The 24,499-nt window shown below is 31.7% G+C and carries 22 protein-coding genes; all 22 read left to right on the top strand.

The features are described 5' to 3' along the window. The first annotated feature begins 13 nt into the window (after positions 1 to 13). Positions 14 to 1,021, top strand: a complete 1,008-nt coding sequence (locus ACIJYI_RS06505) for an aspartate-semialdehyde dehydrogenase (RefSeq protein WP_435113867.1) — start codon at positions 14 to 16, stop codon at positions 1,019 to 1,021. Next, the gene (gene sdhC / locus ACIJYI_RS06500) at positions 1,011 to 1,394 is read left to right on the top strand and encodes a succinate dehydrogenase, cytochrome b556 subunit (protein ID WP_435113865.1); all 384 of its coding nucleotides are present in this window, start codon (positions 1,011 to 1,013) and stop codon (positions 1,392 to 1,394) included. Before ACIJYI_RS06505 ends, sdhC begins: the two co-directional genes overlap by 11 nt. Continuing rightward, positions 1,391 to 1,717 (top strand): succinate dehydrogenase, hydrophobic membrane anchor protein, encoded by a 327-nt coding sequence (sdhD, locus tag ACIJYI_RS06495; RefSeq protein WP_435113863.1) that lies wholly within the window; start codon positions 1,391 to 1,393, stop codon positions 1,715 to 1,717. Before sdhC ends, sdhD begins: the two co-directional genes overlap by 4 nt. Continuing rightward, positions 1,717 to 3,492, top strand: a complete 1,776-nt coding sequence (sdhA, locus tag ACIJYI_RS06490) for a succinate dehydrogenase flavoprotein subunit (protein WP_435113861.1) — start codon at positions 1,717 to 1,719, stop codon at positions 3,490 to 3,492. Before sdhD ends, sdhA begins: the two co-directional genes overlap by 1 nt. After that, the gene (locus ACIJYI_RS06485; protein ID WP_435090081.1) at positions 3,492 to 4,271 is read left to right on the top strand and encodes a succinate dehydrogenase iron-sulfur subunit; all 780 of its coding nucleotides are present in this window, start codon (positions 3,492 to 3,494) and stop codon (positions 4,269 to 4,271) included. The genes sdhA and ACIJYI_RS06485 overlap by 1 nt, the downstream gene beginning before the upstream one ends. 39 nt (positions 4,272 to 4,310) lie before the next feature. Next, the gene (locus ACIJYI_RS06480; protein ID WP_435113859.1) at positions 4,311 to 5,804 is read left to right on the top strand and encodes a CoA-acylating methylmalonate-semialdehyde dehydrogenase; all 1,494 of its coding nucleotides are present in this window, start codon (positions 4,311 to 4,313) and stop codon (positions 5,802 to 5,804) included. A gap of 10 nt (positions 5,805 to 5,814) precedes the next feature. Beyond that, positions 5,815 to 6,777: a malate dehydrogenase gene (mdh, locus tag ACIJYI_RS06475; protein ID WP_435113857.1), complete on the top strand. Its 963-nt coding sequence runs from the start codon at positions 5,815 to 5,817 to the stop codon at positions 6,775 to 6,777. Positions 6,778 to 6,779: 2 nt separating this feature from the next. Further along, on the top strand, positions 6,780 to 7,940 hold the full coding sequence (sucC, locus tag ACIJYI_RS06470; protein WP_435113855.1) for an ADP-forming succinate--CoA ligase subunit beta: 1,161 nt from the start codon (positions 6,780 to 6,782) through the stop codon (positions 7,938 to 7,940). Position 7,941: 1 nt separating this feature from the next. After that, a complete protein-coding gene (sucD, locus tag ACIJYI_RS06465) occupies positions 7,942 to 8,817 on the top strand; it encodes a succinate--CoA ligase subunit alpha (RefSeq protein ID WP_435113853.1) in 876 nt (291 codons plus the stop codon). Between the two features lie 34 nt (positions 8,818 to 8,851). Beyond that, positions 8,852 to 11,773, top strand: coding sequence for a 2-oxoglutarate dehydrogenase E1 component (locus tag ACIJYI_RS06460; protein ID WP_435113851.1), 2,922 nt, complete (start codon positions 8,852 to 8,854; stop codon positions 11,771 to 11,773). After that, entirely contained in the window at positions 11,766 to 13,061 is a 1,296-nt protein-coding gene (odhB, locus tag ACIJYI_RS06455; RefSeq protein WP_435113849.1) for a 2-oxoglutarate dehydrogenase complex dihydrolipoyllysine-residue succinyltransferase, read from the top strand. Before ACIJYI_RS06460 ends, odhB begins: the two co-directional genes overlap by 8 nt. After that, complete coding sequence (gene lpdA, locus ACIJYI_RS06450) at positions 13,062 to 14,462, top strand: dihydrolipoyl dehydrogenase (protein WP_435113847.1); 1,401 nt, start codon at positions 13,062 to 13,064, stop codon at positions 14,460 to 14,462. A 254-nt stretch (positions 14,463 to 14,716) separates the two neighbouring features. Continuing rightward, complete coding sequence (locus tag ACIJYI_RS06445) at positions 14,717 to 14,941, top strand: hypothetical protein (RefSeq protein WP_435113845.1); 225 nt, start codon at positions 14,717 to 14,719, stop codon at positions 14,939 to 14,941. Positions 14,942 to 15,058: 117 nt separating this feature from the next. After that, the gene (locus ACIJYI_RS06440; RefSeq protein ID WP_435113843.1) at positions 15,059 to 15,835 is read left to right on the top strand and encodes a prepilin peptidase; all 777 of its coding nucleotides are present in this window, start codon (positions 15,059 to 15,061) and stop codon (positions 15,833 to 15,835) included. Positions 15,836 to 15,866: 31 nt separating this feature from the next. Beyond that, the gene (locus tag ACIJYI_RS06435; RefSeq protein WP_435113841.1) at positions 15,867 to 16,877 is read left to right on the top strand and encodes a type IV pilus twitching motility protein PilT; all 1,011 of its coding nucleotides are present in this window, start codon (positions 15,867 to 15,869) and stop codon (positions 16,875 to 16,877) included. Further along, on the top strand, positions 16,858 to 17,442 hold the full coding sequence (locus ACIJYI_RS06430; protein ID WP_435113839.1) for a type IV pilin protein: 585 nt from the start codon (positions 16,858 to 16,860) through the stop codon (positions 17,440 to 17,442). Before ACIJYI_RS06435 ends, ACIJYI_RS06430 begins: the two co-directional genes overlap by 20 nt. After that, complete coding sequence (locus tag ACIJYI_RS06425) at positions 17,442 to 18,128, top strand: pilus assembly FimT family protein (protein WP_435113836.1); 687 nt, start codon at positions 17,442 to 17,444, stop codon at positions 18,126 to 18,128. Before ACIJYI_RS06430 ends, ACIJYI_RS06425 begins: the two co-directional genes overlap by 1 nt. Beyond that, positions 18,121 to 18,579 (top strand): type IV pilus modification PilV family protein, encoded by a 459-nt coding sequence (locus ACIJYI_RS06420; RefSeq protein WP_435113834.1) that lies wholly within the window; start codon positions 18,121 to 18,123, stop codon positions 18,577 to 18,579. Before ACIJYI_RS06425 ends, ACIJYI_RS06420 begins: the two co-directional genes overlap by 8 nt. Beyond that, positions 18,576 to 19,457, top strand: coding sequence for a PilW family protein (locus tag ACIJYI_RS06415; RefSeq protein WP_435113832.1), 882 nt, complete (start codon positions 18,576 to 18,578; stop codon positions 19,455 to 19,457). Before ACIJYI_RS06420 ends, ACIJYI_RS06415 begins: the two co-directional genes overlap by 4 nt. Further along, positions 19,454 to 20,023 carry a pilus assembly PilX N-terminal domain-containing protein gene (locus ACIJYI_RS06410; RefSeq protein ID WP_435113830.1) on the top strand — a complete coding sequence of 190 codons (570 nt, stop codon included), beginning with the start codon at positions 19,454 to 19,456 and terminating at the stop codon, positions 20,021 to 20,023. The genes ACIJYI_RS06415 and ACIJYI_RS06410 overlap by 4 nt, the downstream gene beginning before the upstream one ends. Continuing rightward, entirely contained in the window at positions 20,023 to 20,547 is a 525-nt protein-coding gene (locus tag ACIJYI_RS06405) for a hypothetical protein (RefSeq protein ID WP_435113827.1), read from the top strand. The genes ACIJYI_RS06410 and ACIJYI_RS06405 overlap by 1 nt, the downstream gene beginning before the upstream one ends. Beyond that, entirely contained in the window at positions 20,526 to 24,212 is a 3,687-nt protein-coding gene (locus tag ACIJYI_RS06400) for a VWA domain-containing protein (RefSeq protein ID WP_435113825.1), read from the top strand. The genes ACIJYI_RS06405 and ACIJYI_RS06400 overlap by 22 nt, the downstream gene beginning before the upstream one ends. Positions 24,213 to 24,499: the final 287 nt, after the last annotated feature.

Below are 24,499 nucleotides of genomic sequence, written 5' to 3'. Positions count from 1 at the left end.
CTTTAACAAAATCATGAATATAGCTATTGTTGGAGCCACTGGAAATGTAGGCAGAAAAATACTCGAAGTTCTTGAAAAAAAAGAACTGGCTATGGATAATCTATATCTATTAGCTTCATCAAGAAGTGCTGGATCAAAAATTAATTTTAAAGGTAATGATTATGAAGTTTTTGATTTAGAAACTTTTGATTTTTCTAAAGTTAAAATTACTTTCTTTGCAGCTGGTGGAAAAATTTCAGAAAAATTTGTTGAAAAAGCAGCCAAACATTCGCTGGTTATTGATAACTCTAGTTTCTACAGAATGGATCCTGATGTTCCTTTAATAGTACCTCAGGTAAATTCAAATCACTTAAATAATATAAAAAAAAATATTATTGCAAATCCTAATTGTTCAACTGCCCAATTAGTTTTACCCTTAAAACCTTTACATGATTTATTTATTATTAAAAGAATAGTTGTATCAACTTACCAATCAGTTTCAGGAGGAGGCAAAGCCCCCATGGACGAATTGATAGAACAATCTAAATCAGTTTTGGAAAATAAAAAAGTTAACTCTAAGAACTTTACAAAACAAATTGCATTTAATGCTATTCCTCACATAGATGTTTTTGCAGATGATGGTTATACAAAAGAAGAATTAAAAATGGTAAATGAAACTAAAAAAATTTTAGATAACAAAATAGATCTAACAGCAACATGTGTCAGACTGCCTGTTTTGGTTTCTCACTCAGAATCTGTGAATATTGAATTTGAAAAACCTTTTACAGTAGAAAAAGTAAGAGAGGCTCTTGATAATTTTGAGGGATGTAAAGTAATTGATGAGAGATCTGATGGAGGCTATTCTACACCTATAGAAGCTGAAGGTAGAGATGAAACTTTTATTTCAAGGATTAGAGAAGATAAAACTATAAATAATGGATTAAATATGTGGATTGTTTCAGATAATCTTTTAAGAGGTGCAGCTTTAAATTCAGTTGAGATTGCAGAAACATTAATTAAAAATAACTTTTATGGAAAATAAAAGCCCATTATCTCCACATATACAGATTTATAGATGGCATATTTCATCTTTAGTATCCATTTCTCATCGTGTAACTGGAATAATAAATATTATCGCTATAACTCTAATTTGTCTTTGGGTTTCATTGTTATTTTTTGGGGAAGTTAATTATGCATTGATTAATTTTGTATTAAATTCATTTCTTGGAAAATTTCTTGCTTTAGGTTTGGCTTGGTCTTTTAGTTTTCAAATATTAAGTGAGATTAGACACTTAATAATGGATATGGGTTATGGTTTTGAATTACAAACAACTCGTATAACAGGGCTAGTTGTTATTTTTGGTTCAATTTTATTAACTATTATAATTTATTTATTAGGTAAAAATTTAATATGAACTTAGCTACTAAAAAATGGATTTTTCTCAAAATCTCATCAATTATATTATTACCTTTAATGCTTTGGTTTATTGTTAATTTTATAGCAATTTATGACAGTAGCTATTTGGAGGTTGTAGAGTTCTTTACTAACTCAAAATCTAAATTTTTGTTCAGTTTATTTATTATTTTTGCTTATTTTTTTTCAGCACTAAGTATTAGTGAGGTTTTTGAAGACTATATAGAAGATGATAAAATCAAATATGTCGCAAACAGAGTATTATTTATTTCTGCTATAACAATTCCATTATTAACAATTATTTTTTTATTTAATCTAATTTAATGAGTTCTTACAAAATTGTAGATCATGAATATGATGTTGTTGTTCTTGGAGCAGGTGGATCTGGTTTAAGAGCAGCTGTAGGATTAAGTGAAGCAGGATTAAAAACTGCTTGTATTTCAAAAGTTTTTCCAACTAGAAGTCACACCTCTGCTGCACAGGGAGGAATTTCTGCAGCCCTAGGAAATATGGGTGAAGATGATTGGAGGTGGCACATGTATGATACTGTAAAAGGTGCAGACTGGTTAGGAGATCAGGATAGTATTGAATATTTATGCAAAGAAGCACCAAAAGCAGTAATTGAGTTAGAAAAATATGGTGTTCCATTCAGCCGAACTGAAGAAGGAAAAATTTATCAAAGACCTTTCGGTGGAATGACAAAAAATTATGGAAATGGAATAGTTCAAAGAACTTGTGCAGCGGCAGATAGAACAGGCCATGCGATACTCCACACGTTATATGGGCAAGCTCTAAAACATAATACGGAATTTTTTATAGAATATTTTGCTTTAGATTTATTGATGAAAGATGGGGAGTGTAAAGGGCTGATTGCTTGGAACTTAAATGACGGAACAATCCATAGGTTTAGAGCTCATACAGTAATTATAGCAACAGGTGGTTATGGAAAAGTATATTATTCAGCAACTTCTGCTCACACTTGTACAGGAGATGGTAATGCAATGGTTTTAAGAGCTGGATTGCCACTGCAAGACATGGAGTTTGTCCAGTTTCATCCAACAGGAATATATGGTCATGGTACTTTAATAACAGAAGGAGCTAGAGGTGAAGGGGGTTACCTTACAAATTCAAAAGGTGAGAGATTTATGGAAAGATATGCCCCTAACGCAAAAGATCTAGCATCAAGAGACGTAGTAAGTAGGTCAATGTCAATTGAAATTAACGAAGGAAGAGGAGTTGGAAAAGATCAAGATCACGTTCATTTAAACTTAAGTCATTTAGATAAAGAAATTATTGAAAACAGATTGCCTGGAATTACTGATGCTGCAAGATTATTTGCAAATGTTGATATTACCAAGGATCCAATTCCAGTGGTTCCAACAGTGCATTATAATATGGGTGGTATTCCAACAAATTATAAAGGAGAAGTTTTGACAGTGAATGGCTCTGAAAAAACTGTTCCTGGATTGATGGCTATTGGTGAAGCAGCATGCGTTTCGGTTCATGGAGCAAATAGATTAGGATCCAACTCTTTAATTGATTTAGTAGTTTTTGGAAGAGCTGCTGCTAAGAGAGCTGCAGAATTAGTTAAACCAGGGGAACCGCATGAAGAAATTGGAGATTCAGAAACTCAAAAATGTTTAGATAGATTTGACAAATTAAGAAATGCAGAAGGAGATACTGGTACAGCTGAATTAAGACTAGCGATGCAAAAAACAATGCAATCTAAGTGTGCAGTTTTTAGAACAGAAAAAACTCTTAAAGAAGGAGTTGAAGAAATAAGAAAAACTTACGATGGATTAGACTCTATATCAGTAAAGGATAAATCATTAGTATTTAATACTGATTTAGTAGAAACTTTAGAATTTGATAATTTAATTAGACAAGCTGTAGTGACAGTAGACTCAGCCTATAATAGAAAAGAAAGTAGAGGAGCGCATGCTCGAGAAGATTTCCCCAAAAGAGATGATGAAAAATTTATGCAACATACACTTGCTTGGTGTGAGGGCAAAAATACAAAAATTAGTTATAGAGAAGTACATAAATCTACGCTGACAAATGAAGTGCAATATTTTCCTCCACAAGAAAGAGTTTATTAATGGTACAAATAAATTTACCTAAGAACTCCGAAGTTAAAAAAGGTGAATATTATCAGGATAAGACTGGTTCAAAAAATATAAGAAAAGTTAATGTTTATAGATGGGATCCTTCTACAGAAGAAAACCCTAGATTAGACACCTATGAAGTGGATATGGATAACTGTCCTTCAAAAGTTTTAGATATTCTAAACAAAATTAAGAATGAAATTGATCCATCACTAGCTTACCGGAGATCTTGTGCTCATGGAGTTTGTGGATCTTGTGCTATGAATATGGGAGGTAAAAATGGTCTTGCATGTACTACACCTCATGCAGAAATCGATGGTGACATAGATATTTATCCATTACCTCATTTAAAAATTAAAAGAGATTTGATTGGTGACTTAGATGGACTTTATAAACAATATCAATCCATTGAGCCTTGGTTAAAAAATAATTCAACGAAAGAAACAACCGAAATAGTGCAATCAAAAGAAGAAAGAGCTAAACTTGATGGAGCATATGAATGTATTATGTGTGCATGTTGTTCAACATCATGCCCAAGTTATTGGTGGAATGGTGATAAATATTTAGGCCCTGCTGTACTTCTTCAAGCATATAGATGGATCATTGATAGTAGAGATGAAGAAAGAAAAGCAAGATTGAAAAAGGTTGCTGATGAATTAAAGCTTTATAGATGTCATACTATTCTTAATTGTACCAGCGCTTGTCCAAAAGGCTTAAATCCTGCAAAAGCTATAGCTGAAATTAAAAAAATGATAGCTACAGCCAATGTTTAAATAGACTAATAAGTATTTTTGATCTAAAACACCGTATTCATGAAATTAATAGAACACTATGTAGGTGGAAAAGTTATTCCAGGTAATTCTGATAGAAAAACCAAAATTTTTAATCCAGCGACTGGAGAACAAGAGTCAGAAGTTAAATTAGCATCAAAAGCTGATTTAGATCAGGCAGTTGAAGTAGCAAAAAAAGCTTTTGAAACCTGGTCTTTGAAACCTGCTCTTCAGAGGGCAAGGGTAATGTTTAAGTTTAAAGAATTAATAGAAAAAAATTCTGATGAACTTACAAAATTAATTGTGTCTGAACATGGAAAAGTTTATGAAGATGCAAGGGGTTCATTGACTAGAGGTTTAGAAGTTGTTGAGTTTGCTTGTGGAATTCCAAATTTATTAAAAGGTGAATTTTCTGAAAACGTTGGAACAAATGTAGATAGTTGGTCTATGAGACAATCACTAGGAGTGGTTGCAGGAATTACTCCGTTTAATTTTCCAGCAATGGTTCCAATGTGGATGTTTCCAATAGCTATTGCATGTGGAAATACTTTTATTTTAAAACCATCAGAAAAAGACCCTTCATGCCCAATGAGATTAGCTGAATTACTTACAGAAGCTGGACTTCCAGAAGGTGTATTTAATGTGGTTAATGGAGACAAAGAATCTGTAGATGCAATTTTAGAAAACAAAGACATAAAAGCTGTGAGCTTTGTAGGTTCAACACCTATTGCAAAATATATTTATGAAAATTCAGCTAAAAATGAAAAAAGAGTTCAAGCATTAGGTGGAGCAAAAAATCACTTAGTAGTTATGCCAGATTGTGATCTAGATGGAGCTGTAAATGGATTAATGGGTGCAGCTTATGGTTCAGCTGGAGAAAGATGTATGGCTCAGTCAGTTGCTTTAGCAGTTGGAGATATCGGTGATGAATTAGTTTCAAGATTATCTAAAAAAGCAGAGGCTCTAAAAGTTGGCCCAGGAATGGATAAGAATTCTGAAATGGGACCTTTAGTTACCAAAGAACATTTAGAAAAAGTAAAAAGCTACGTAGACTTAGGAGTTGAAGAAGGAGCAAAGCTCATAGTTGATGGAAGAAATTTAAAGCTACAAGGATATGAAAATGGTTTTTATATTGGTGGCTGTTTGTTTGATCATGTTAATAAAGACATGAGAATTTATAAAGAAGAAATTTTTGGACCGGTATTATCGGTTGTTAGAGTAAAAACTTTTGAAGATGCTGTAAAATTAATTAATGATCATGAATATGGAAATGGAGTTAGTATTTATACGAGAGATGGAGATGCGGGCAGAACTTTTGCAAATAAAATTCAAGTAGGCATGGTTGGTATCAATGTTCCAATCCCTGTACCAATGGCTTTTCATAGTTTTGGTGGATGGAAAAGATCTTTATTTGGAGATAGCGGAATGCATGGAATGGAAGGAATAAAATTTTATACAAAATTAAAAACAGTAACTTCAAGATGGCCTTCTGGCATTCGTTCAAATGCTGAATTTGTAATGCCAACAATGAAATAAGAGGAAATAAATGAAAAAAATATCTTTAATAGGTGCGGGCCAAATTGGTGGAACTCTTGCACATTTAATTGGAACAAAAGAATTGGTCGATGAAGTGGTGTTATTTGATGTTGCAAGTGGTATTGCAAAAGGTAAAGCACTTGATATTGCTCAATCGTCATCAGTAGATGGTTTTAATGTAAAATTCTCAGGAACAGATGATTATAAAGATATCAAAGATTCAGATGTAATTATTATTACGGCGGGGGTGCCTAGAAAACCTGGTATGAGCAGAGATGACTTGTTGGGAATAAATTTAAAGATTATCAAACAAGTAGCAGAAGGAATTAAACAAAACGCACCTAATGCATTTGTAATATGTATTACAAATCCATTGGATGTCATGGTTATGGCTTTTCAAAAATTTTCAGGTTTATCAGCTAACAAGGTTGTTGGTATGGCTGGAATTTTAGACAGCTCAAGATTTAAATTATTTCTATCTTTAGAATTAAATATTCCTGTTAAAGAAATAGATGCAATGGTAATGGGTGGCCATGGAGATACAATGGTTCCAATGCCTAGATTTACAAAAGTTTCAGGAAAACCTTTGCTTGATTTAGTTAAAGAAGGAAAAATATCTCAAGAAAGATTAGAAGAAATAAATCAAAGAACTAGAGATGGTGGGGCTGAAATAGTTAAATATTTAGAAAAAGGATCAGCATTCTATGCACCAGCAGCATCAGGAGTCCAAATGGCAGAAGCATATTTAAATGATGAAAAAAAATTATTACCATGTGCTATTCAATTAAATGGTGAGTATGGTGTGAGCAATGTTTACGCAGGTGTTCCAGTAATTATTGGAAAAGATGGAGTTGAAAAAATAGAGCAAATTGATTTAGATGATAAAGAGAAAAAAGAATTTATGCATTCTATCGATGCAGTTAAAGCTCTTTGGGAATCGGCATCTAAAATAGATCCTGATCTTTCTAAGTAACAATGAACATTCACGAACATCAAGCCAAACAAATTTTAAAGAAATATGGTGCAACCGTTCCAGAGGGTGTGTTTGCATTAACGGTTGATGAGCTCGTAGAAAAGGCAAAGTCATTAAATACACAAAAATATGTTTTAAAAGCCCAGATCCATGCTGGTGGAAGAGGTAAGGCTGGGGGTGTAAAAATTTTAGACACCATTGAAGAATTGAGCAAAGCTGCAAAAGATTTAATGGGAAAAACTTTAGTAACCCACCAAACAGGACCTGAAGGTAGAGAAGTAAAAAGATTATATGTTGAAGAGTCATCCAACATAGACAAAGAGTTTTATTTATCTTGTTTAGTGGACAGAGCTAGTTCAAAAATTGCTTTTATATCTAGTGATCAAGGAGGAATGGATATTGAGGAAGTTGCCAGTAATACACCAGAAAAAATTATTACAACGAAAGTTGATATAAATAATGAAATTTCCGATAAAGATTGTGAAGAGATAGTTAAGATTTTTAATTTAAATGATAGTGCAAAAACACAAGCAATATCGCTAATAAAATCAATTTATCAAATGTTTATAAGCACAGATGCAAATATGGTTGAGGTCAATCCATTGATCTTAACAAAAGAAGAAAAAATCATTTGCTTAGATGCAAAAGTAAATTTTGATTCTAATGCTTTGTTTAGGCATCCAGAAATTGTTGAGTTAAGAGATTTAAACGAAGAAGATCCAACAGAAATAGAGGCTAGCAAACATGATTTAGCTTATATCAAATTAGATGGAAGTATTGGTTGTATGGTTAATGGAGCAGGGTTAGCTATGGCAACTATGGACATAATTAAATTATATGGGAAAGAACCAGCTAATTTTTTAGATGTGGGTGGAGGTGCTTCAAAAGAAAAAGTTTCAGCAGCTTTAAAAATAATATTATCAGATAAAAATGTTAAAGGAATTTTAGTCAATATTTTTGGTGGCATAATGAGATGTGATGTTCTTGCTCAAGGAGTAGTTGATGCTGCAAAAGAAATAAATATCAGTGTTCCTCTGGTTGTCAGACTTGCAGGAACAAATTTTAAAGAAGGAAAAGAAATATTAGATAATTCAGGACTAAAACTAATTTCTGCTGAAAACTTAGATGATGCTGCAAAAAAAATTGTAGAGGCTATTAAATAAAATGTCTGTATTAGTAAACAAAAATACAAAAGTAATTTGTCAGGGCTTCACAGGAGCACACGGAACTTTTCATTCAGAGCAAGCAATTAAATATGGAACAAATTTAGTTGGTGGAGTTACACCTAAAAAAGGTGGTCAAAAGCATTTGGATAGACCAGTTTTTAATAGTGTTATTGAGGCTAAAAATGAAGTTGGTGCAGATGCAACAATGATTTATGTGCCAGCTAAATTTGCAGCAGCTGCAATTATAGAAGCAATAAATGCATCAGTAGAATTGATTGTATGTATTACAGAGGGTATCCCCGTTCAAGACATGCTTAAAGTAAGACAAAAATTAAATGGCTCAAAGAGTAGATTGATTGGACCAAATTGTCCGGGAATAATTACACCAGACGAATGTAAAATTGGAATTATGCCAGGCAATATTCATAAACGAGGTTCAGTTGGAATTGTATCTAGATCTGGAACTCTTACCTATGAAGCGGTTGCACAGACAACTGAAAATGGTTTAGGCCAGTCAACTTGCATAGGTATTGGAGGCGACCCAATTAATGGAACAAATTTTATTGATTGTTTGGATTTATTTTTAAATGACGAAGAGACAGAATCTATTTTAATGATAGGAGAAATTGGTGGAACAGCAGAAGAAGAAGCTGCAGAATTTGTTAAAAATCATAAGATCAAAAAACCTATTGTTGGGTTTATTGCAGGAATCACAGCCCCTCCAGGAAGAAGAATGGGTCATGCTGGTGCAATTATTTCAGGTGGAAAAGGTGGTGCAGAGGATAAAATTAAAAAAATGGAAGAATCTGGAATTACAGTAGCTAAATCCCCTTCAATAATTGGAAAAACTTTATTTAATAAATTGTCAAATTGAAAAATAAAATAAGAGGATTATATTAAATATATAGATGTCAGCATCAAAAAATCTCGAATACGAAAAAACTTCATTTTTAAACAAATCTAATAGTACATTTATTGAGCAAATGTATCTTAAATTTATCAATAAAGATGCAAACCTACCTGAAAGTTGGAAAGATTATTTTGAAGGAATTGGAGAGGAATTAAATATTGTTGCAAAAGAAATAAATGGACCTTCATGGGGGCCAAAGAAAAACAAGGTAGATATAGATGAACTGCAGAAAAAAATAGATCAAGAGGAATTAAATTCTGACAATGTTGTTTCGAATTTAAGTGGTACCAATTTAAATTCACCTAGATCAAACGAAGATTCAATTAAAGCAGTCTCAATGATTAGATCTTACAGACAAAGAGGACACCTTATAGCCAAACTAGACCCACTGGAATTAATTAAGTCAGACTATCTAGACGAACTTCATCCAGAGTCTTTTGGTTTTAAAAAGACTGATTATGAAAAAAATATTTATTTAGGTGGGGTAATAAACAGAGAAAATTCAAATATTAAAGAAATATTAGGATTTTTAAAAAAAACTTATTGTGGACCAGTTGGTTATGAATATATGCATATTTCAAATCCAACAGAGAGAAAATGGTTTAGAGATAGAATTGAAAAATCAAAAGATAATTTAAATTTTACCAAAAATGGTAAAGAAGCTATTTTAAATAAATTAATCCAAGCAGAGGGTTTTGAAAAATTTCTTCATACAAAATATGTTGGAACCAAAAGATTTGGATTAGATGGTGGAGAAAGCTTAATACCTGCACTAGAACAAATAATTAAAATTAGTGGACAATCCCAAGTTAAAGAAGTTAAGATTGGAATGTCTCACAGAGGAAGATTAAATGTTTTAGCTAATGTGTTACAAAAATCATATAAAAGAATCTTCAATGAATTTGCAGGGGAATTTGGCACTTCATCTGACGAGGGTGCAGGAGATGTTAAATACCACTTAGGAGCTTCATCTAATAGAGAATTTGACGGAAATTCTGTGCATGTGAGTTTAACTGATAACCCTTCTCACCTTGAGGCAGTTAATCCAGTTGTATTAGGCCAAACAAGAGCAAAACAATATTTTCATAAAGATAAAGAAAGAAATAAGGTTATACCAATTTTAATTCATGGTGACGCTGCTTTTGCAGGTCAAGGTGTTGTAGCTGAATGTTTTGCTATGTCTGGATTACCGGGTCACAACACAGGTGGTACAATCCATATTATAGTAAATAATCAGATAGGATTTACTACTAGCCCAAGATTTGCTCGGTCATCGCCGTATCCCTCTGATGTTGCAAAAATGGTTGATGCTCCAATAATCCATGCAAACGGAGATGATCCAGAAGCAGTTGTTTATGCGGCTAGAATAGCAACTGAGTTTAGATTAAAGTTCAACAGAGATGTAGTTGTAGATCTAATTTGTTATAGAAGATTTGGTCACAACGAAGGAGATGAACCATCGTTTACTCAACCTTTGATGTATGAAAAAATTAGATCGCATCCTTCAACAACAAATGTTTATGGAAAAAAACTTGTAGCCGAGAATGTTATATCAAGTGAAAGTTTAGATGACTCAATTAAGACTTTTAAAAATTTACTCAATGATCAGTTTAAAAATGCAAAAGATTATAAGCCAAAAATAGCCTGGTTTGAAGGAACGTGGTCAGCTTATAAACCAGAAAAAGGAAAAGATAAAAGAGGTGTGACAGGCGCAGATACCAAAAAGCTTTTAGAAATTTCAGAAAAAATAAATGCATCCTCAGATGAATTAAATTTACATAAAACAATAGTTAAAATATTAAATAATAGAAAAGAAGCTGTTAAGAGTGGATCTAATATTGATTGGTCAACAGCTGAAGCTTTAGCATTTGGATCTCTTTTAGAAGAGGGTTATCCAGTAAGATTAGTTGGTCAAGACTCTGGAAGAGGAACTTTTAGTCAAAGACATTCTGTTTTAAGAAATCAAAATAATAATAGTCGATATGTACCTTTGAACAATATTTCAAATAATCAAAAACAATTTGAAGTTGTTGATAGTTTTTTATCTGAATTAGCTGTTTTAGGATTTGAGTATGGTTATAGTTTAGTTGAACCAAACACTCTTACTCTTTGGGAGGCACAGTTTGGAGATTTTGCAAATGGTGCACAAGTTGTCATTGATCAATTCATTGCATCAGGAGAAAGAAAATGGAGAAGAGCTTCTGGATTAGTAATGTTATTGCCTCATGGGTATGAAGGTCAAGGACCAGAACACTCGTCAGCTAGATTAGAAAGATTTTTACAGATGTGTTCAAATGATAATATGCAGGTAATGAATTGCACAACACCTGCAAATTACTTTCATGCTCTCAGAAGACAAATGCACAGAGATTTTAGAAAACCGTTAATTATGATGACGCCTAAATCATTACTAAGAAACAAGTATTGTGTCTCAAATTTAGAAGATTTTAGCAAAACAAACTCCTTTCATAGAATACTTTGGGACCATGCAATAGATCCACAAACTAAAGGTTTTATAAAGTTAAAAGAAAGCTCTAAAATTAAAAAAGTAATTATGTGTTCGGGCAAAATTTATTTTGATTTATTGGAGGCTAGAGAAAAATTAAAAAAAGATGATGTAGTTTTATTTAGAGTAGAACAACTTTATCCATTTCCAGCAAAAACTCTTGTAAAAGAGCTTAAACCATACGCAAAAAATGCTAAATTTTTTTGGTGTCAGGAAGAGCCTAAAAATATGGGTGCTTGGTTTTCTGTAAGAGATTATATCCAATGGACATTAGATACTATTAAGGCTAATAATAACTCAATTTCTTATATTGGAAGAAGTCCAGATGCATCACCTGCAACAGGATATGCAAAAAGACACGTTTCTCAACAACAAGAAATAATTAACAAGGTTTTTGATAATATAGATGAGTGAAAAAATTGTAGTTCCTGCTCTTGGTGAAAGTATTACTGAAGCAACTGTTGCAAAATGGTTAAAGAATGCCGGCGATGCAGTTGAAGCAGATGAGCCTATTGTAGAGCTTGAAACAGATAAAGTTAACTTGGAGGTGCCATCACCAATAACTGGTGTCTTAACAGAAATTAACTCAAAAGATGGTTCGGTAGTAGAGGTTGGGGCTTTATTAGGCTCGGTCTCAGAAAGTCAATCTATAGGGTCAGTTAAAAAAGAAGAAATAAAAAAAATTAAACCAACTTCAAAAGAAAATAATGTAATTAAGTTAGATGCATCAAAAAAGGAGCCAAAAATTTTTGAAGAAAAACCGAAAGAAGAAACTCAAGAAGAAAAACCACTTGTTTTAACCGATGAAGTAATTGAAGAAAAAACAACTAATCAAAGCAATGAAAATCAAACACTTTCTCCAGCTGTTAGAAAAATAGTTGTTGAAAATAAAATAGATATTAATTCAGTCAAGGGATCAGGAAAAGATGGAAGAGTTTTAAAGGGAGATCTTATTAGTTTAATGGGAGCTAATCCACAACCTTCAGAAAGAAAAGCTCAGTACGGTCAAGAAGAAAGAATTAAAATGACCAGACTAAGACAAACGATAGCTAAAAGATTAAAACAAGCACAAGAAAATGCAGCTTTATTAACTACCTTCAATGAAGTTGACATGACCAATATTATGGAAATGAGAAAAGAAAATCAGCAAGACTTTCAAAGTCGATATGGAATAAAATTAGGTTTCATGTCTTTTTTTGTTAAAGCATGTGTTGTTGCATTAAAAAATTTCCCAGCAGTTAATGCTGAAATAGATGGAGATGAAATAATTTATAAGAATTATTATAATCTTAGTTTTGCTGTAGGAACCGAAAAAGGTTTAGTTGTACCTGTATTAAGAGATGCTGATGAATTGTCATTTGCTGATATTGAAAAAAATATTAAATATATTTCAGAAAAAGCAAGAGATGGAAAACTAACTATTGAAGATCTTCAGGGTGGAACATTTACAATAAGCAATGGTGGTGTTTATGGATCAATGTTATCAACTCCAATTCTAAATCTTCCTCAATCGGGTGTACTTGGAATGCATAATATTGTCGAAAGACCTGTTGTTGTTGATGGAGAAATAAAAATTAGACCAATAATGTATCTAGCCTTATCATATGATCATAGAATAATTGATGGCAAAGAGTCAGTTTCATTTTTAAAAATGGTTAAAGAAAATTTAGAAGACCCTAGAAGGTTATTTTTGGATATATAAATGTCAGAAAAATATCAAGCAGTAGTAATTGGAGGCGGTCCTGGTGGTTATGTTTGTGCTATCAGACTTGCTCAGCTTGGACTTAAAACAGCCTGCATAGAGTCAAGAGGATCACTTGGTGGAACTTGTTTAAATGTTGGGTGTATTCCCTCAAAAAGCCTACTAAACTTGTCTGAAGAATTTCATAAGGTCCAAAATTTATCTAATAAAGGGATTGAAGTTGGAGAAGTTAAGCTAAATCTTGAAAAAATGATGAAAAGTAAAGATAAAGCGGTGACCATACTTACTAAAGGTGTCGAGTTTTTACTGAAAAAAAATAAGGTAACTTATTATAAAGGAACTGGAAGCTTCAAATCTCAAAATGAAATCATGATTAAAGATGATCAAAATAAAGAGATTACAATCGAAGCTGAAAAAACAGTGATAGCAACTGGTTCTGTGCCAGTATCCTTACCTGGAATAGAAATTGATGAGAAAGTTATTGTATCTTCGACAGGTGCATTAAAATTAAATAAAGTTCCAAAAAAAATGGTTGTTGTCGGTGGTGGTTACATTGGATTAGAGATGGGTTCTGTTTGGTCAAGATTAGGAGCTGAAGTACAAGTGGTAGAATTTTTAGACCACATTACTCCTGGAATGGATAAAGAAATTTCTTCAGAATTTATGAAGATTTTAAAAAAACAAGGTATCAAATTTAATATGCAAAATAAAGTTGAAGCTATCCAAAACAATAAATCAGGAGCAGCTGTCTCAACGGTTGATAAAGATGGAAATAAAAATAATTTTGATTGCGATGTTGTTCTTATTTCAGTTGGACGAAAAGCAAATACTAATAGTTTAAACTTAGAAGCTGTTGGAATTGAATTAGATGAAAGAAAAAGAGTTAAAACAAACAATATGTTTAAAACTAATATTGATAACATTTATGCAATAGGTGATGTTATAAGTGGACCAATGCTTGCTCATAAAGCAGAGGACGAAGGTATTGCGGTAGCAGAAAATATTGCAGGTCAATCAGGTCATGTTAATTATGATACAATTCCTGGTGTCGTTTACACAACTCCTGAAGTTGCATCAATTGGCAAGACAGAAGAACAATTAAAAGAATTAAATACAAAATATAAAATTGGTAAGTTTTCATTCATGGCAAACTCTAGAGCAAAAGCAATAGATGATGCAGAAGGTTTTGTAAAAATTTTAGCAGATGAAACTACAGATAAAGTTTTAGGTGCACACATTATAGGCCCTCATGCTGGTGAATTAATTGCAGAAATAGGTATTGCTATGGAATTTGGTGCAAGCTCAGAAGATATTGCAAGAACATGTCACGCTCACCCAACATTTTCAGAAGCTGTTAAAGAAGCAGCATTATCAGTAGATAAAAGAGCAATACACTCTTAAAAAGTCCTATATAATCCTATAAAGTCCTAATACTCTTTATTAACAACGATAATAATCAATTATTAGAATAAAACTTAAATTTTTGTAATCGTTGAAATTGTTGATTTAATTAAACATTTATTCTTTCATTCTTGGCATAATCTTGGCACAGAAGCCAAAAAGCTCTTGGCATAATCTTGGCACAGGAGTGTATTGGTGTTTTCCATTACTTCTAGCAGTTAGACACCATGCTTAGTATTTGCTAATCTTAGAATGTGAAAAAAATTAAAATTAGTTTAACCATATCCTTATTATGGATAGTCTTAGTAGGCTACTTAGTATGGGCTAATGGGTTACTTGCTAAAGGCAGTAAAACTTTTAGATGGGATGAATGGATATGGTTTGGCTTAGTTCCAGCAATAATACCTTATATTTTTTATTACATATGGAAACCTGAAGTTATAAAAAATTTTTTTAAACAGGAAGATAAAAATAATTAATGAAAATAGAAGTTTACACACCTAATCTAAATTTAGTTTATGAGAACAGTATTATTTTTATAAACTATTGTTACCAAAGTGTTCTAAGTTTAGTAGCATATATAAATATTTAATTATTTGATTTTTTTTTATTCATTTTTAATTTTCACATTAGGTGCTTGTCTTGGAAGTTTTGCAAATGTTTGTATTTATCGCTTACCAAAAAATAAACAAATTATAAGTGGTCGATCTTTTTGTCCAAAATGTAAAAAAAAGATTATTTGGCATGATAACTTACCTTTAATTTCTTTTTTGTTTTTAAGTGGCAAATGTAGAAAATGTAATAAAGCTATATCTCCAAGATATTTCATAGTTGAATTAATAATGGGTTTTATTTTTTTGTTAATTTATTTAACTTCAGATAGTTTATCTTCTATTATTTTCTTATCTATTCTAAGTTTAATTTTTGTTGTAATATTTTTTATTGATTTAGAAAACTTCATAATTCCTGATGTTTTAAATTTTAGTGTTATGGCTTTAGGATTATTAAAAAATTTTATTCCTAATTTTAACACCAGTTTAATTCATGAAATTAACCAATCAATTATTGGTGGGATAGTTGGGTATGTAAGTATTTGGTTAATTATTTTTTTATATAAAACTTTTAAAAAAATTGATGGTATGGGTTTAGGAGATGCAAAATTAATGGCAGGTATTGGCTTATTATTTGGTTGGCAATCTATACCCTTTGTTCTTTTTGTTTCATCTATTTTAGGTCTAATTTTTGTTGTCCCATCACTAATTAAAAAACAAAAAACTATGCGAACCGAAATTCCTTTTGGACCGTTTATTATTGTCGCCTGTCTAATTTATTTCACTTATGGAGAATTTTTATATAGCTTAATTTTGGTTTAATTTTTAATTATTAAATAGTATCATTAAAATAATGATTGATAAGGTTTCTGAACTTGCAAAAACAAATAATAAAATCTCAGATTTTCATTTGAGAGGTGGTTCTGATATTTCATACAGAGTTTTAGGAGACATTGTCATTGAACCTGATAGTCAAATTACTGACAAAGATTTACAAGAACTGTTAAAAAATAATTGTACAGAATCTGAAATAAAAAAATTTGAAGTAAAAAATGAGCTTGATACTGCAGTAATGTTAGGTGAGCTAAGATTTAGAGCTAATTTTTATAAAACTTTAAATGGTCTAGCTGCAGTTTTAAGAAGAGTTGAGACAAAAATTCCATTAATGGAGGATTTAAATCTTCCTCAAGTATTGTTTAGTCTATTAGATGCTCATAAAGGTTTAGTATTAGTTACAGGTCCAACAGGTTCTGGAAAATCTACAACTCTAGCCGCAATTATTAATCAGATAAACGAGTCTAGACCAGCAAATATCATTACAATTGAAGACCCGGTAGAGTTTATTCATAAAGATAAAAAAAGTATTGTCTCTCAAAGAGAGGTTGGAAAACAAACTGAAAGTTTTTCTCATGCATTAAAAGCAGCATTAAGAGAAGATCCAGATGTAATTCTTGTAGGTGAGCTAAGAGATCTTGAAACTATTGGTATGGCATTAACTGCAGCCGAAACAGGTCACTTAGTTTTTGGAACATTGCACACAAGTGGTGCACCTAATACTGTAAATAGAATTATAGATGTCTTTCCTCCTGAGCAACAAGGACAAATCAGAGCTCAATTAGCAGAGTCGTTAAATATGGTTGTGACACAAAAATTATTTAAAAAGAAAGATGGCTCAGGAAGAGTTGGCGCATTTGAAGTAATGGTTTGTAATGCACCTATTAAAAATTTAATTCGTGAAGCAAAAATTCATCAAATTCCAAGTGTTATGCAAACTGGTCAACGTGAAGGAATGATTACTATGGAAAAATCCATCGAAGAATTGGTTGGCAGGGGAGATATTTCAAATGCCGAGAAAAATTCTTAAAGGCTTTACTTTAATTGAATTATTAGTTGTTGTTGCAATCATAGGAATATTGTCAGCAATAGGAGTTGTTGCTTATTCAAAATATTCAAGTATGGCTCAAACAAGAGCAATTAAAGCACAAAACAATGAAATTTATAATTTTATTAAAACTGAAACGTCAATTCAGTGTGTAAATTATTCAGACAAGCTGTCTTTAAGTTTTGAAAGATGGGGACGAAAAAATACTAGAACTGCAGTATGTAATTCTAATTGGGGTTCTTGGAACGGTGATTGGGATGTTGTAAGTAAAATGTTTAGTGTATTTAAATATTATTTTCAAATGAACCCTGCAACGCAATTTAAGAATACTGTTTCTGGTGGTCAAGGATATAATCCTTCATGTCCGTCAATTGGAGATGCAAGAAATATGAAACCAGGAGAAACTTGTATTAGTTATGAGAGTTTAGGGTCTCGTGCTGTAAGCGGTAATGCTTGTGCAAACAAAGGCTTTAACACCTGGGTTTTGGTAGTTTCGAAGCTCCCAAATAATGAATTTTATTTTAATTGTGTAGGTAAAATTTGGTGATGATAAAAAAAAATCAAATTAGAGGATTTACCATTTTAGAACTTTTAGTTGTTTTAGCTGTAATTGGTGTTTTTGCTGGTATTGCTTATCCTAATATCTCTAATTGGATAACTGATCGTAATGTTAAAAAAGAAGTTTATGAAACTGTTACATTTATTAAAGAGAGAAAAGCTGAAGTTACAAGTGGAAAGTATGGAATGACCCAGCTGGCTTTAAAACCAAATTTAGAAGTTTATACAATGAGTCCTGAAGATTTTTTTAATACATATCAAAGTATTTCTTCCAATAGCTCACTCAAGAGTAATAAGCAGTGCGATCAAGGAACAAGGCAGGCAAATTTAAATAGAAACACAAGTTTAGAAACTTTAAAACTAAGTGTTTCAAATAATGATAGCAATGTCCATGTTTATCCTAATGCTGCACACAATCCGGTTGGTACATTCTTATGTATAACTAAAGATGGAAGCATTAAATACAATAGGCTTAGAAAAACAGATCGAGACCCATCTACAAATCAAAATGTTGATATGTTTGTTTTTTGTTCTAAATCAAATACTAACCAAAATACTTGCAAATTTGATGCAAATTATGATTTTATGTACAAGCTGAACATTGATAGTTTTCAAAATATAAAAGTTTATAAAAAAAATAAAAAAAAAAATAGTTGGATAAAAATAGATGGTTAAATCTAATAAAGGTGTTTCAATTATAGAGTCTTTAGTTTGTATTGTGGTAATAGGTATTGGCTTTATTGCTATCATGCAACTTTCAGCGGTTTCAATTAATTCAATGGATCGAGCAACAGAGAGAAATAAACTCAATTATTTATCAGAAATGGTTATGGAAGACATGATTGGTGATCCTGATAATGTGTCAAAATATGGAAATTTTAACAAAACATGCTCATCTGGGAATCAAAATACCTCAGACCTTCATTCAAGAATGAAAAAAAAATGGGATGATAAATTACAAGAAAAAAACTTGATGAAAGTTGATAACAAAGACAGAAAACCAAAATGTGATAGCTATGATACTAGGAAAACTTACGTAAACTCTGGCACAAATACCAGTGGAAGAGTAAACTTTTTTACTGGTAAAGGAAAAAGAAAAAAATATTTAGGAGTAGTTGTTAAATGAGAAAACAAAACTCTGGTTTTACCTTAGCTGAAGTTTTAGTTGCTACAGTAATAGGTGTAATTAGTATTGCTGCAGCCTTTGCATCTTATGGCTATTTTAATAAGTCATATAAATCAATTTCACAGAAGGCAAACATTAATAATACTGCAAGAGAAGCTTTATCAATTTTAACTAAAGAATTAAGGATAACTGGATATGTTGATCCAAATTATCTAACTCATTCTCCAGAGAATAGAACTGAAAGAACAGTAAGACATGATTTTTTGAGTGTTTCCTCTAAAAGGTTTGGTGGTAAGTATGGACAATCGGATTATCTTCAACTTTGGTACACAAATTCAGCTAAAGAAAGTCATTATATAGTTTATCAGTTACAAAAATACCAAGATAGCAATGATTATTACTTAGCAAAATATGCAACATTAAATAGACACGCCGGAAGTGCTAATATGTATATGCGAAATGAGTTGTTCATTCCATATGTAGAGGATTTTCAAGTTATATTAAAAGATAAAGAGGGAAAAATTTTAGTTCCAGTTTGTAATTCAGGTTGTGGATCGGTTGAAGATAGTCAAGGAAGAGGAACTACTGTTAACACCAAATATGGTCAATTAACAAAAGGACAAGCTAATACAGATCTAGTTCACACTGCTGAAATATATTTAACGCTTAGATCTCCAAAGGAAGTATACAATAAAGCAAAGCCAACAAAAATTATTAATGGTGAAGCGCCCCATGGAAGTAATATAAATATTCCAGCAGACAAATATCATCGAGAAACTTTCTTTGTAAGTGTGCATACAAGAAATTTAGCAAAGCATGTTGCTATATCAGAACAAACAGGAACTAGTATTGGAGAGTCATCATCATATAACAAATGAAAACTATTAAAAAAAATTCTGAAAAAGGTTTTGCTTTACCACTAGCGTTACTATTACTTGTTGTTATGACAATAATGGGAGCAACTTTAATTAATATCACCTCTAGCGAACATAGTTCAAATACTAATAAAGATAGTAATCAGCAAACTTTTTATGCTGCAGAAAGTGGGATCTCAGTTGCTAAAAATTGGATGGTTGGAAATATAAGTAAATTCTCTGCTTCTCCACCAAATAACTTAGATGGACAATTAAGATTTTGTAAAGCTTCTTTTTTTCCAAATTTAAAAAGTTCAAATAATGGATTTCATGCTGAGCGAAAATCTCTTAATCAGGTAATAAGTGCATCAGGGGATGAAGCAACTAGGCTTAGTAAATATAGTTTTGAATATTTCATTGCCTATTCACCAGATCAAAATGGTAATAATTCATCTGGTAAAAAAAAGTCAGGAACTAATAATATTTTATATACCATTTATTCTTGTGGTTGTAATGCTGCTGCAAATAATTGTAATGCTCAAAACAACGTTATTATTCCATTAGAAGCTGTGGTAACCTTGGTGAACTAATGAATAGATTTATACTTTATTTATTTGGATTTTTTCTACTAGTACAAGCAAATGCATTAGCTTGTAATTTTAAAATAGCAAATTTTGGAAGTCCCAAAGAAAATATTAAGATTGAACCTATACAACCAGTTTTAATGCCAGATCGTTTTGGAGGCGAAAGCTTAATTATTCCTATGGAAGATCTTTGTAAAAATGACAAAAGTCTATATGGAACAGCTGCTATTTATTTATACATTGAAAATAAACTTACAAGAATTCAGCTTTATAGACCCAACATGGATGACAGTAAATTAATGGACTATTCGATGAGTAAATATGGATTTTTCAATCTTCCAGAAGGCGTACCAAAAAGTAGATGGCGTGGAAGTTATATTTGGGAGTCTGGAAATGATATCATTGAATACATTAAAACAGATATCCATGATGGTTACGCAGAAATTATAGATATTACGAGCAAACTTTATTCAGCAGGTATGGCAGAATACAATGCAAAGGTGGGGAAATGGTTAGACTCTCAGCAATAATTATTAGTTTATTTTTCGTATTTAGCTCTCAAGTACAAGCCAAAAGTCCACCTCCTGGTACAGGCACTTCAGAAATACCAGCCAACATTTTAATCATGTTGGATAACTCAGGTAGTATGAGTGCAAAATTATATAACTCTGTTCAAGTTTATTACCCTCTTGATGTTGCAACAGATAGCTCAGGTAACGTTTACGTAATGGAGTATTACAATAATAGAATTAAAGTTTTTAATAGCTCTGGCGCATATCTTAGAAGCTTTGGTGGTTATGGAACAGGATGTAATCAGTGGAAGTATGCAAGACAATTTACAATTTATAATGATAAAATATATATAGCTGACACTTATGGTCACCGAATAAAAGTTCTTAATTTGACAGGTGGCTGCATTTGGAATAATGGAGCAAGATTTAATTATCCACATTCAATTGCGGTTGCAAGTTCTTATGTATATGTAGGTCATAACAATTCTTACATTTCGCATTATACAACAAATGGAGTTCATCAAACTGGATATTATAACGCTGGAAGTAATTTAAGTTATTCTTGGGGCATGTCATTAAATAGTTCTGGAAATAAATTGGCTATTGGAGATTATAGTAAAAATAGAGTAGTAGAATTTACTGTAAGTGGTCAATCCCTATCTTACAACCAAGCAACAAGCACAAGTTATTCTACATCAAATGGATATTTTCGAAGACCAGTAGATGCTGGTTATGACAGCAGTGGCAATATCTATGCTTTAGATTTATATGGCCATAGAATTCAAAAATTTAATTCAAGTTTAGTATATCAGACTAAAACTGGAGGTTATTCAACTTCATCTGGTTTTAGATATCCTTATGGTATGCACGTTGATAGTAGTGATAATATTTATGTTACTGACTTTTATAATTATGCAGTTCGAAAATATGACACTAATTTAACTGAAACAGCAACATACGGTGGGGGTGGAGGATCAAGATTAGATGCTGCAAAAAAAGTTATTAAAAAAATAGTTTCAAATACAGATTTAACATCAGGAGCCAACTTTGGTTTAATGGAATGGGGAACAAGACATAATATAAGAGTTAAAATATCTGATACTGGTGCCAAACAAATTTATTCAAATGTTGATGGTGTTTATGCAAGTGGTGGAACTGATCTTAGAACAGCAATGAACAATGCTAGAAATTATTTCACAAGTGGTCAAGTTGCTAATTGGAATTTGACCTGTTCTCTAAACTATCTAATTGTAATAAGTGATGGTTACTGGTCTAGTCATAGTTCAGTTATTAGCATCGCAAATCAAATTAGAACTGCTTATAATATTAAAACCTTTGCAGTAGGATTTGCTTTAGGAGGAGCCAATTCTAATTATAGTACATTAGCTACAGCAGGTGGAACTGTTAAACCACTTTATGCATCTAATGAAACTGAGTTATTAGCAAAATTAACTGATGCAATTAAACAAGCTATTTCAGGAAGACTAACTTTTACTACCCCAGCAGTAATGTCAGATGTCAGTAGAAATAATTTTGTTTATCAATCTACATTTGAGTATGCAAAAAATACACAATGGAAAGGTAGTTTAAAAAAGTATAAATTAAATTCTAATGGTACCTTTGGTACAGTTCAATGGGATGCTGCAGATAAATTAAATGCTAAAAGTGCATCATCTAGAAATATTTGGACTCCTGAAATCAGTACAAGTATTAATAATTTTACTACATCTAATAAAGATGCTTTAAAATCTAGAATGTTTCCTAGTCAATCACCAACTGACACTGAAGTTGAAAATTTAATAAATTTTATAAGAGGAGTGGACACTTATGATCAAGATGGAGATAATAACAAGACAGAGTCTATCCATAAGCTTGCAGATATTTACCACTCTGATTTGATAATAGTTGGAAAACCAGAAGCACCAGCTATAGATGATGGTTCAAATAATTCTCAAATGAAAGATTCATATTACAGATTGCAAAATAATTATAATAATTTCAAAAATGGCTCAACTTGTGGAGGCCCTTGTGTAAATAGAAAGGAAATTATATATGCAGGAGCTAATAATGGTATCCTTCATGCCTTTGATGCTTCAAATGGTGAAGAGTTATGGGGATATATCCCACCAAACGTTTTGGGTAACCTCGAAAAAGTACCGTCAAGCAAAGCTAATTCGACAAATGCGATTTACGGTATAGATGGCTCACCTGTTGTTAAAGATATCTACTTTGATGATACTCCAAACGACTCAACAGATAATCCAAGATGGCGTACAGTACTTTTAAGTGGACTTGGATCAGGTGGAAAAGGTTTATTTGCAATTGATGTAACAAATCCTAATAATCCCACACATCTTTTTGCAATTAATCATAACGGCTCAGATCAAGTAATTCAGCACTGGGGGACTGATACTTTTAAAAATGAATTTGGATATAGAAGTGGAAGTATTGATCCAAAATATGATTATAGAAAATTAGGAGAGACTTGGTCTACACCAAGAATAATTAGAATTAAAGTTAGTGGTAAGGACAAATGGGTTGCAGTATTTGGAGGTGGTTACAATGGTGCAGTTAATCCCAACTATGGTTCTGCTGTTTTTGTAATGGATTTAGAGGATGAAGGAAGGTTGTTAAAAGTAATTGATATCGAAGATCAAGCCAACGTAATGCATAATTATGTTTTTGGTACTGTTAGCAATAATACTCAAACAGAATTTAATTTAGCAACTTATGGTTTAAATTCATATGATATTAATTGTTGTACTTTAAAAGTATATGGAGCTGGTAGTATTAGATATTCAATTACTGGAGATCAAAGTGGTAGTACTATGCGTAATTTAAAATTAAAGTTTGATGAAGCTCCTCCAGGAAGAATTACTTTGATGGTTAGTAAAGTAAATAAGACAGATATAGTAAATTCTTTACCAGCAGATCTTACAGTTATTACTGCAGATGGCACAAACAAAGCAAATTATAATGGTGCTTTGATTTACGCTACTGATTTAGAGGGAAAAGTTACAAAAATTAATCTAACTGATAAAGGAACTCTTTATGAAAAGACAACTTTATTTAATTCTCAATCAACGTCTGAAAATGGTAGGTATATTTATACTAGACCTGAGGCAACAATTAACAATGATAATAATTTATGGTTATATTTTGGAACTGGAAACACTCAAAAACTTCAAGAGCAGTCAAGTCAGGTACAAAATAGACTTTATGGTATAAAAGATGTTAATTTTCCTAATTTTGTAACTGTTAATCCAGCTGGAGATGTATCTAAATGCAAAACAGCTCCAAATTGTCCTGGAGGATCTGATTTAGGCTGGTATGTGAACCTTCAAAAGTCGCAAAAACTGACAGCAGAACCTACAGTTGATAAAGATAGGGTATATTTCCCTTTATATGAGCCAAGTCCTGCTAATAACAAATGTGGTATTGGAAGCGCTATATTGACTGCGTATGATACAAAATGTGGAAATTCAGTATTAAATGTAAATATGGGAAAAGGAGTACTCTCAAAAGTTGTAAAACAAGGAGATAATCTATATATCGGGCTTGCTGGAGAGGCTAACAAGAATATTGCTGGATTTACATCAAAAGATAACCTAATTACAGGTAAATCAAAGGCAAAAGCAGCATCTGGAGCAGTTCAGCTTGAAAGCTGGAAAGAAAACTATTAAATCAATAAAACTCTAACACAAAAAATACAAACTCTAACACAAAATATTATTATTTTAAAAAGTGTTGTTTTATATGCATTTTTTATAATATATTAATAAAACCAATCAATTAAAATACTCTAACACAAATAAGATAAACTCTAACACAAAAAAATATATCAATATTAAAAATATCACTGTTTTATCTAAAATTGCCAAAAATATAAATAAAACAAGCATTATTTAAGATTTTATGATGATTTTTAAAAATTATGTATATGATAATATCTCTAACACAAAAAATATTT

The organism is Candidatus Pelagibacter bacterium nBUS_36 (assembly GCF_051201215.1).
GTDB lineage: Bacteria > Pseudomonadota > Alphaproteobacteria > Pelagibacterales > Pelagibacteraceae > Pelagibacter.
The sequence above is the reverse complement of the archived record's forward strand: the minus strand, read 5'-3'. Positions and strand labels throughout refer to the sequence as shown.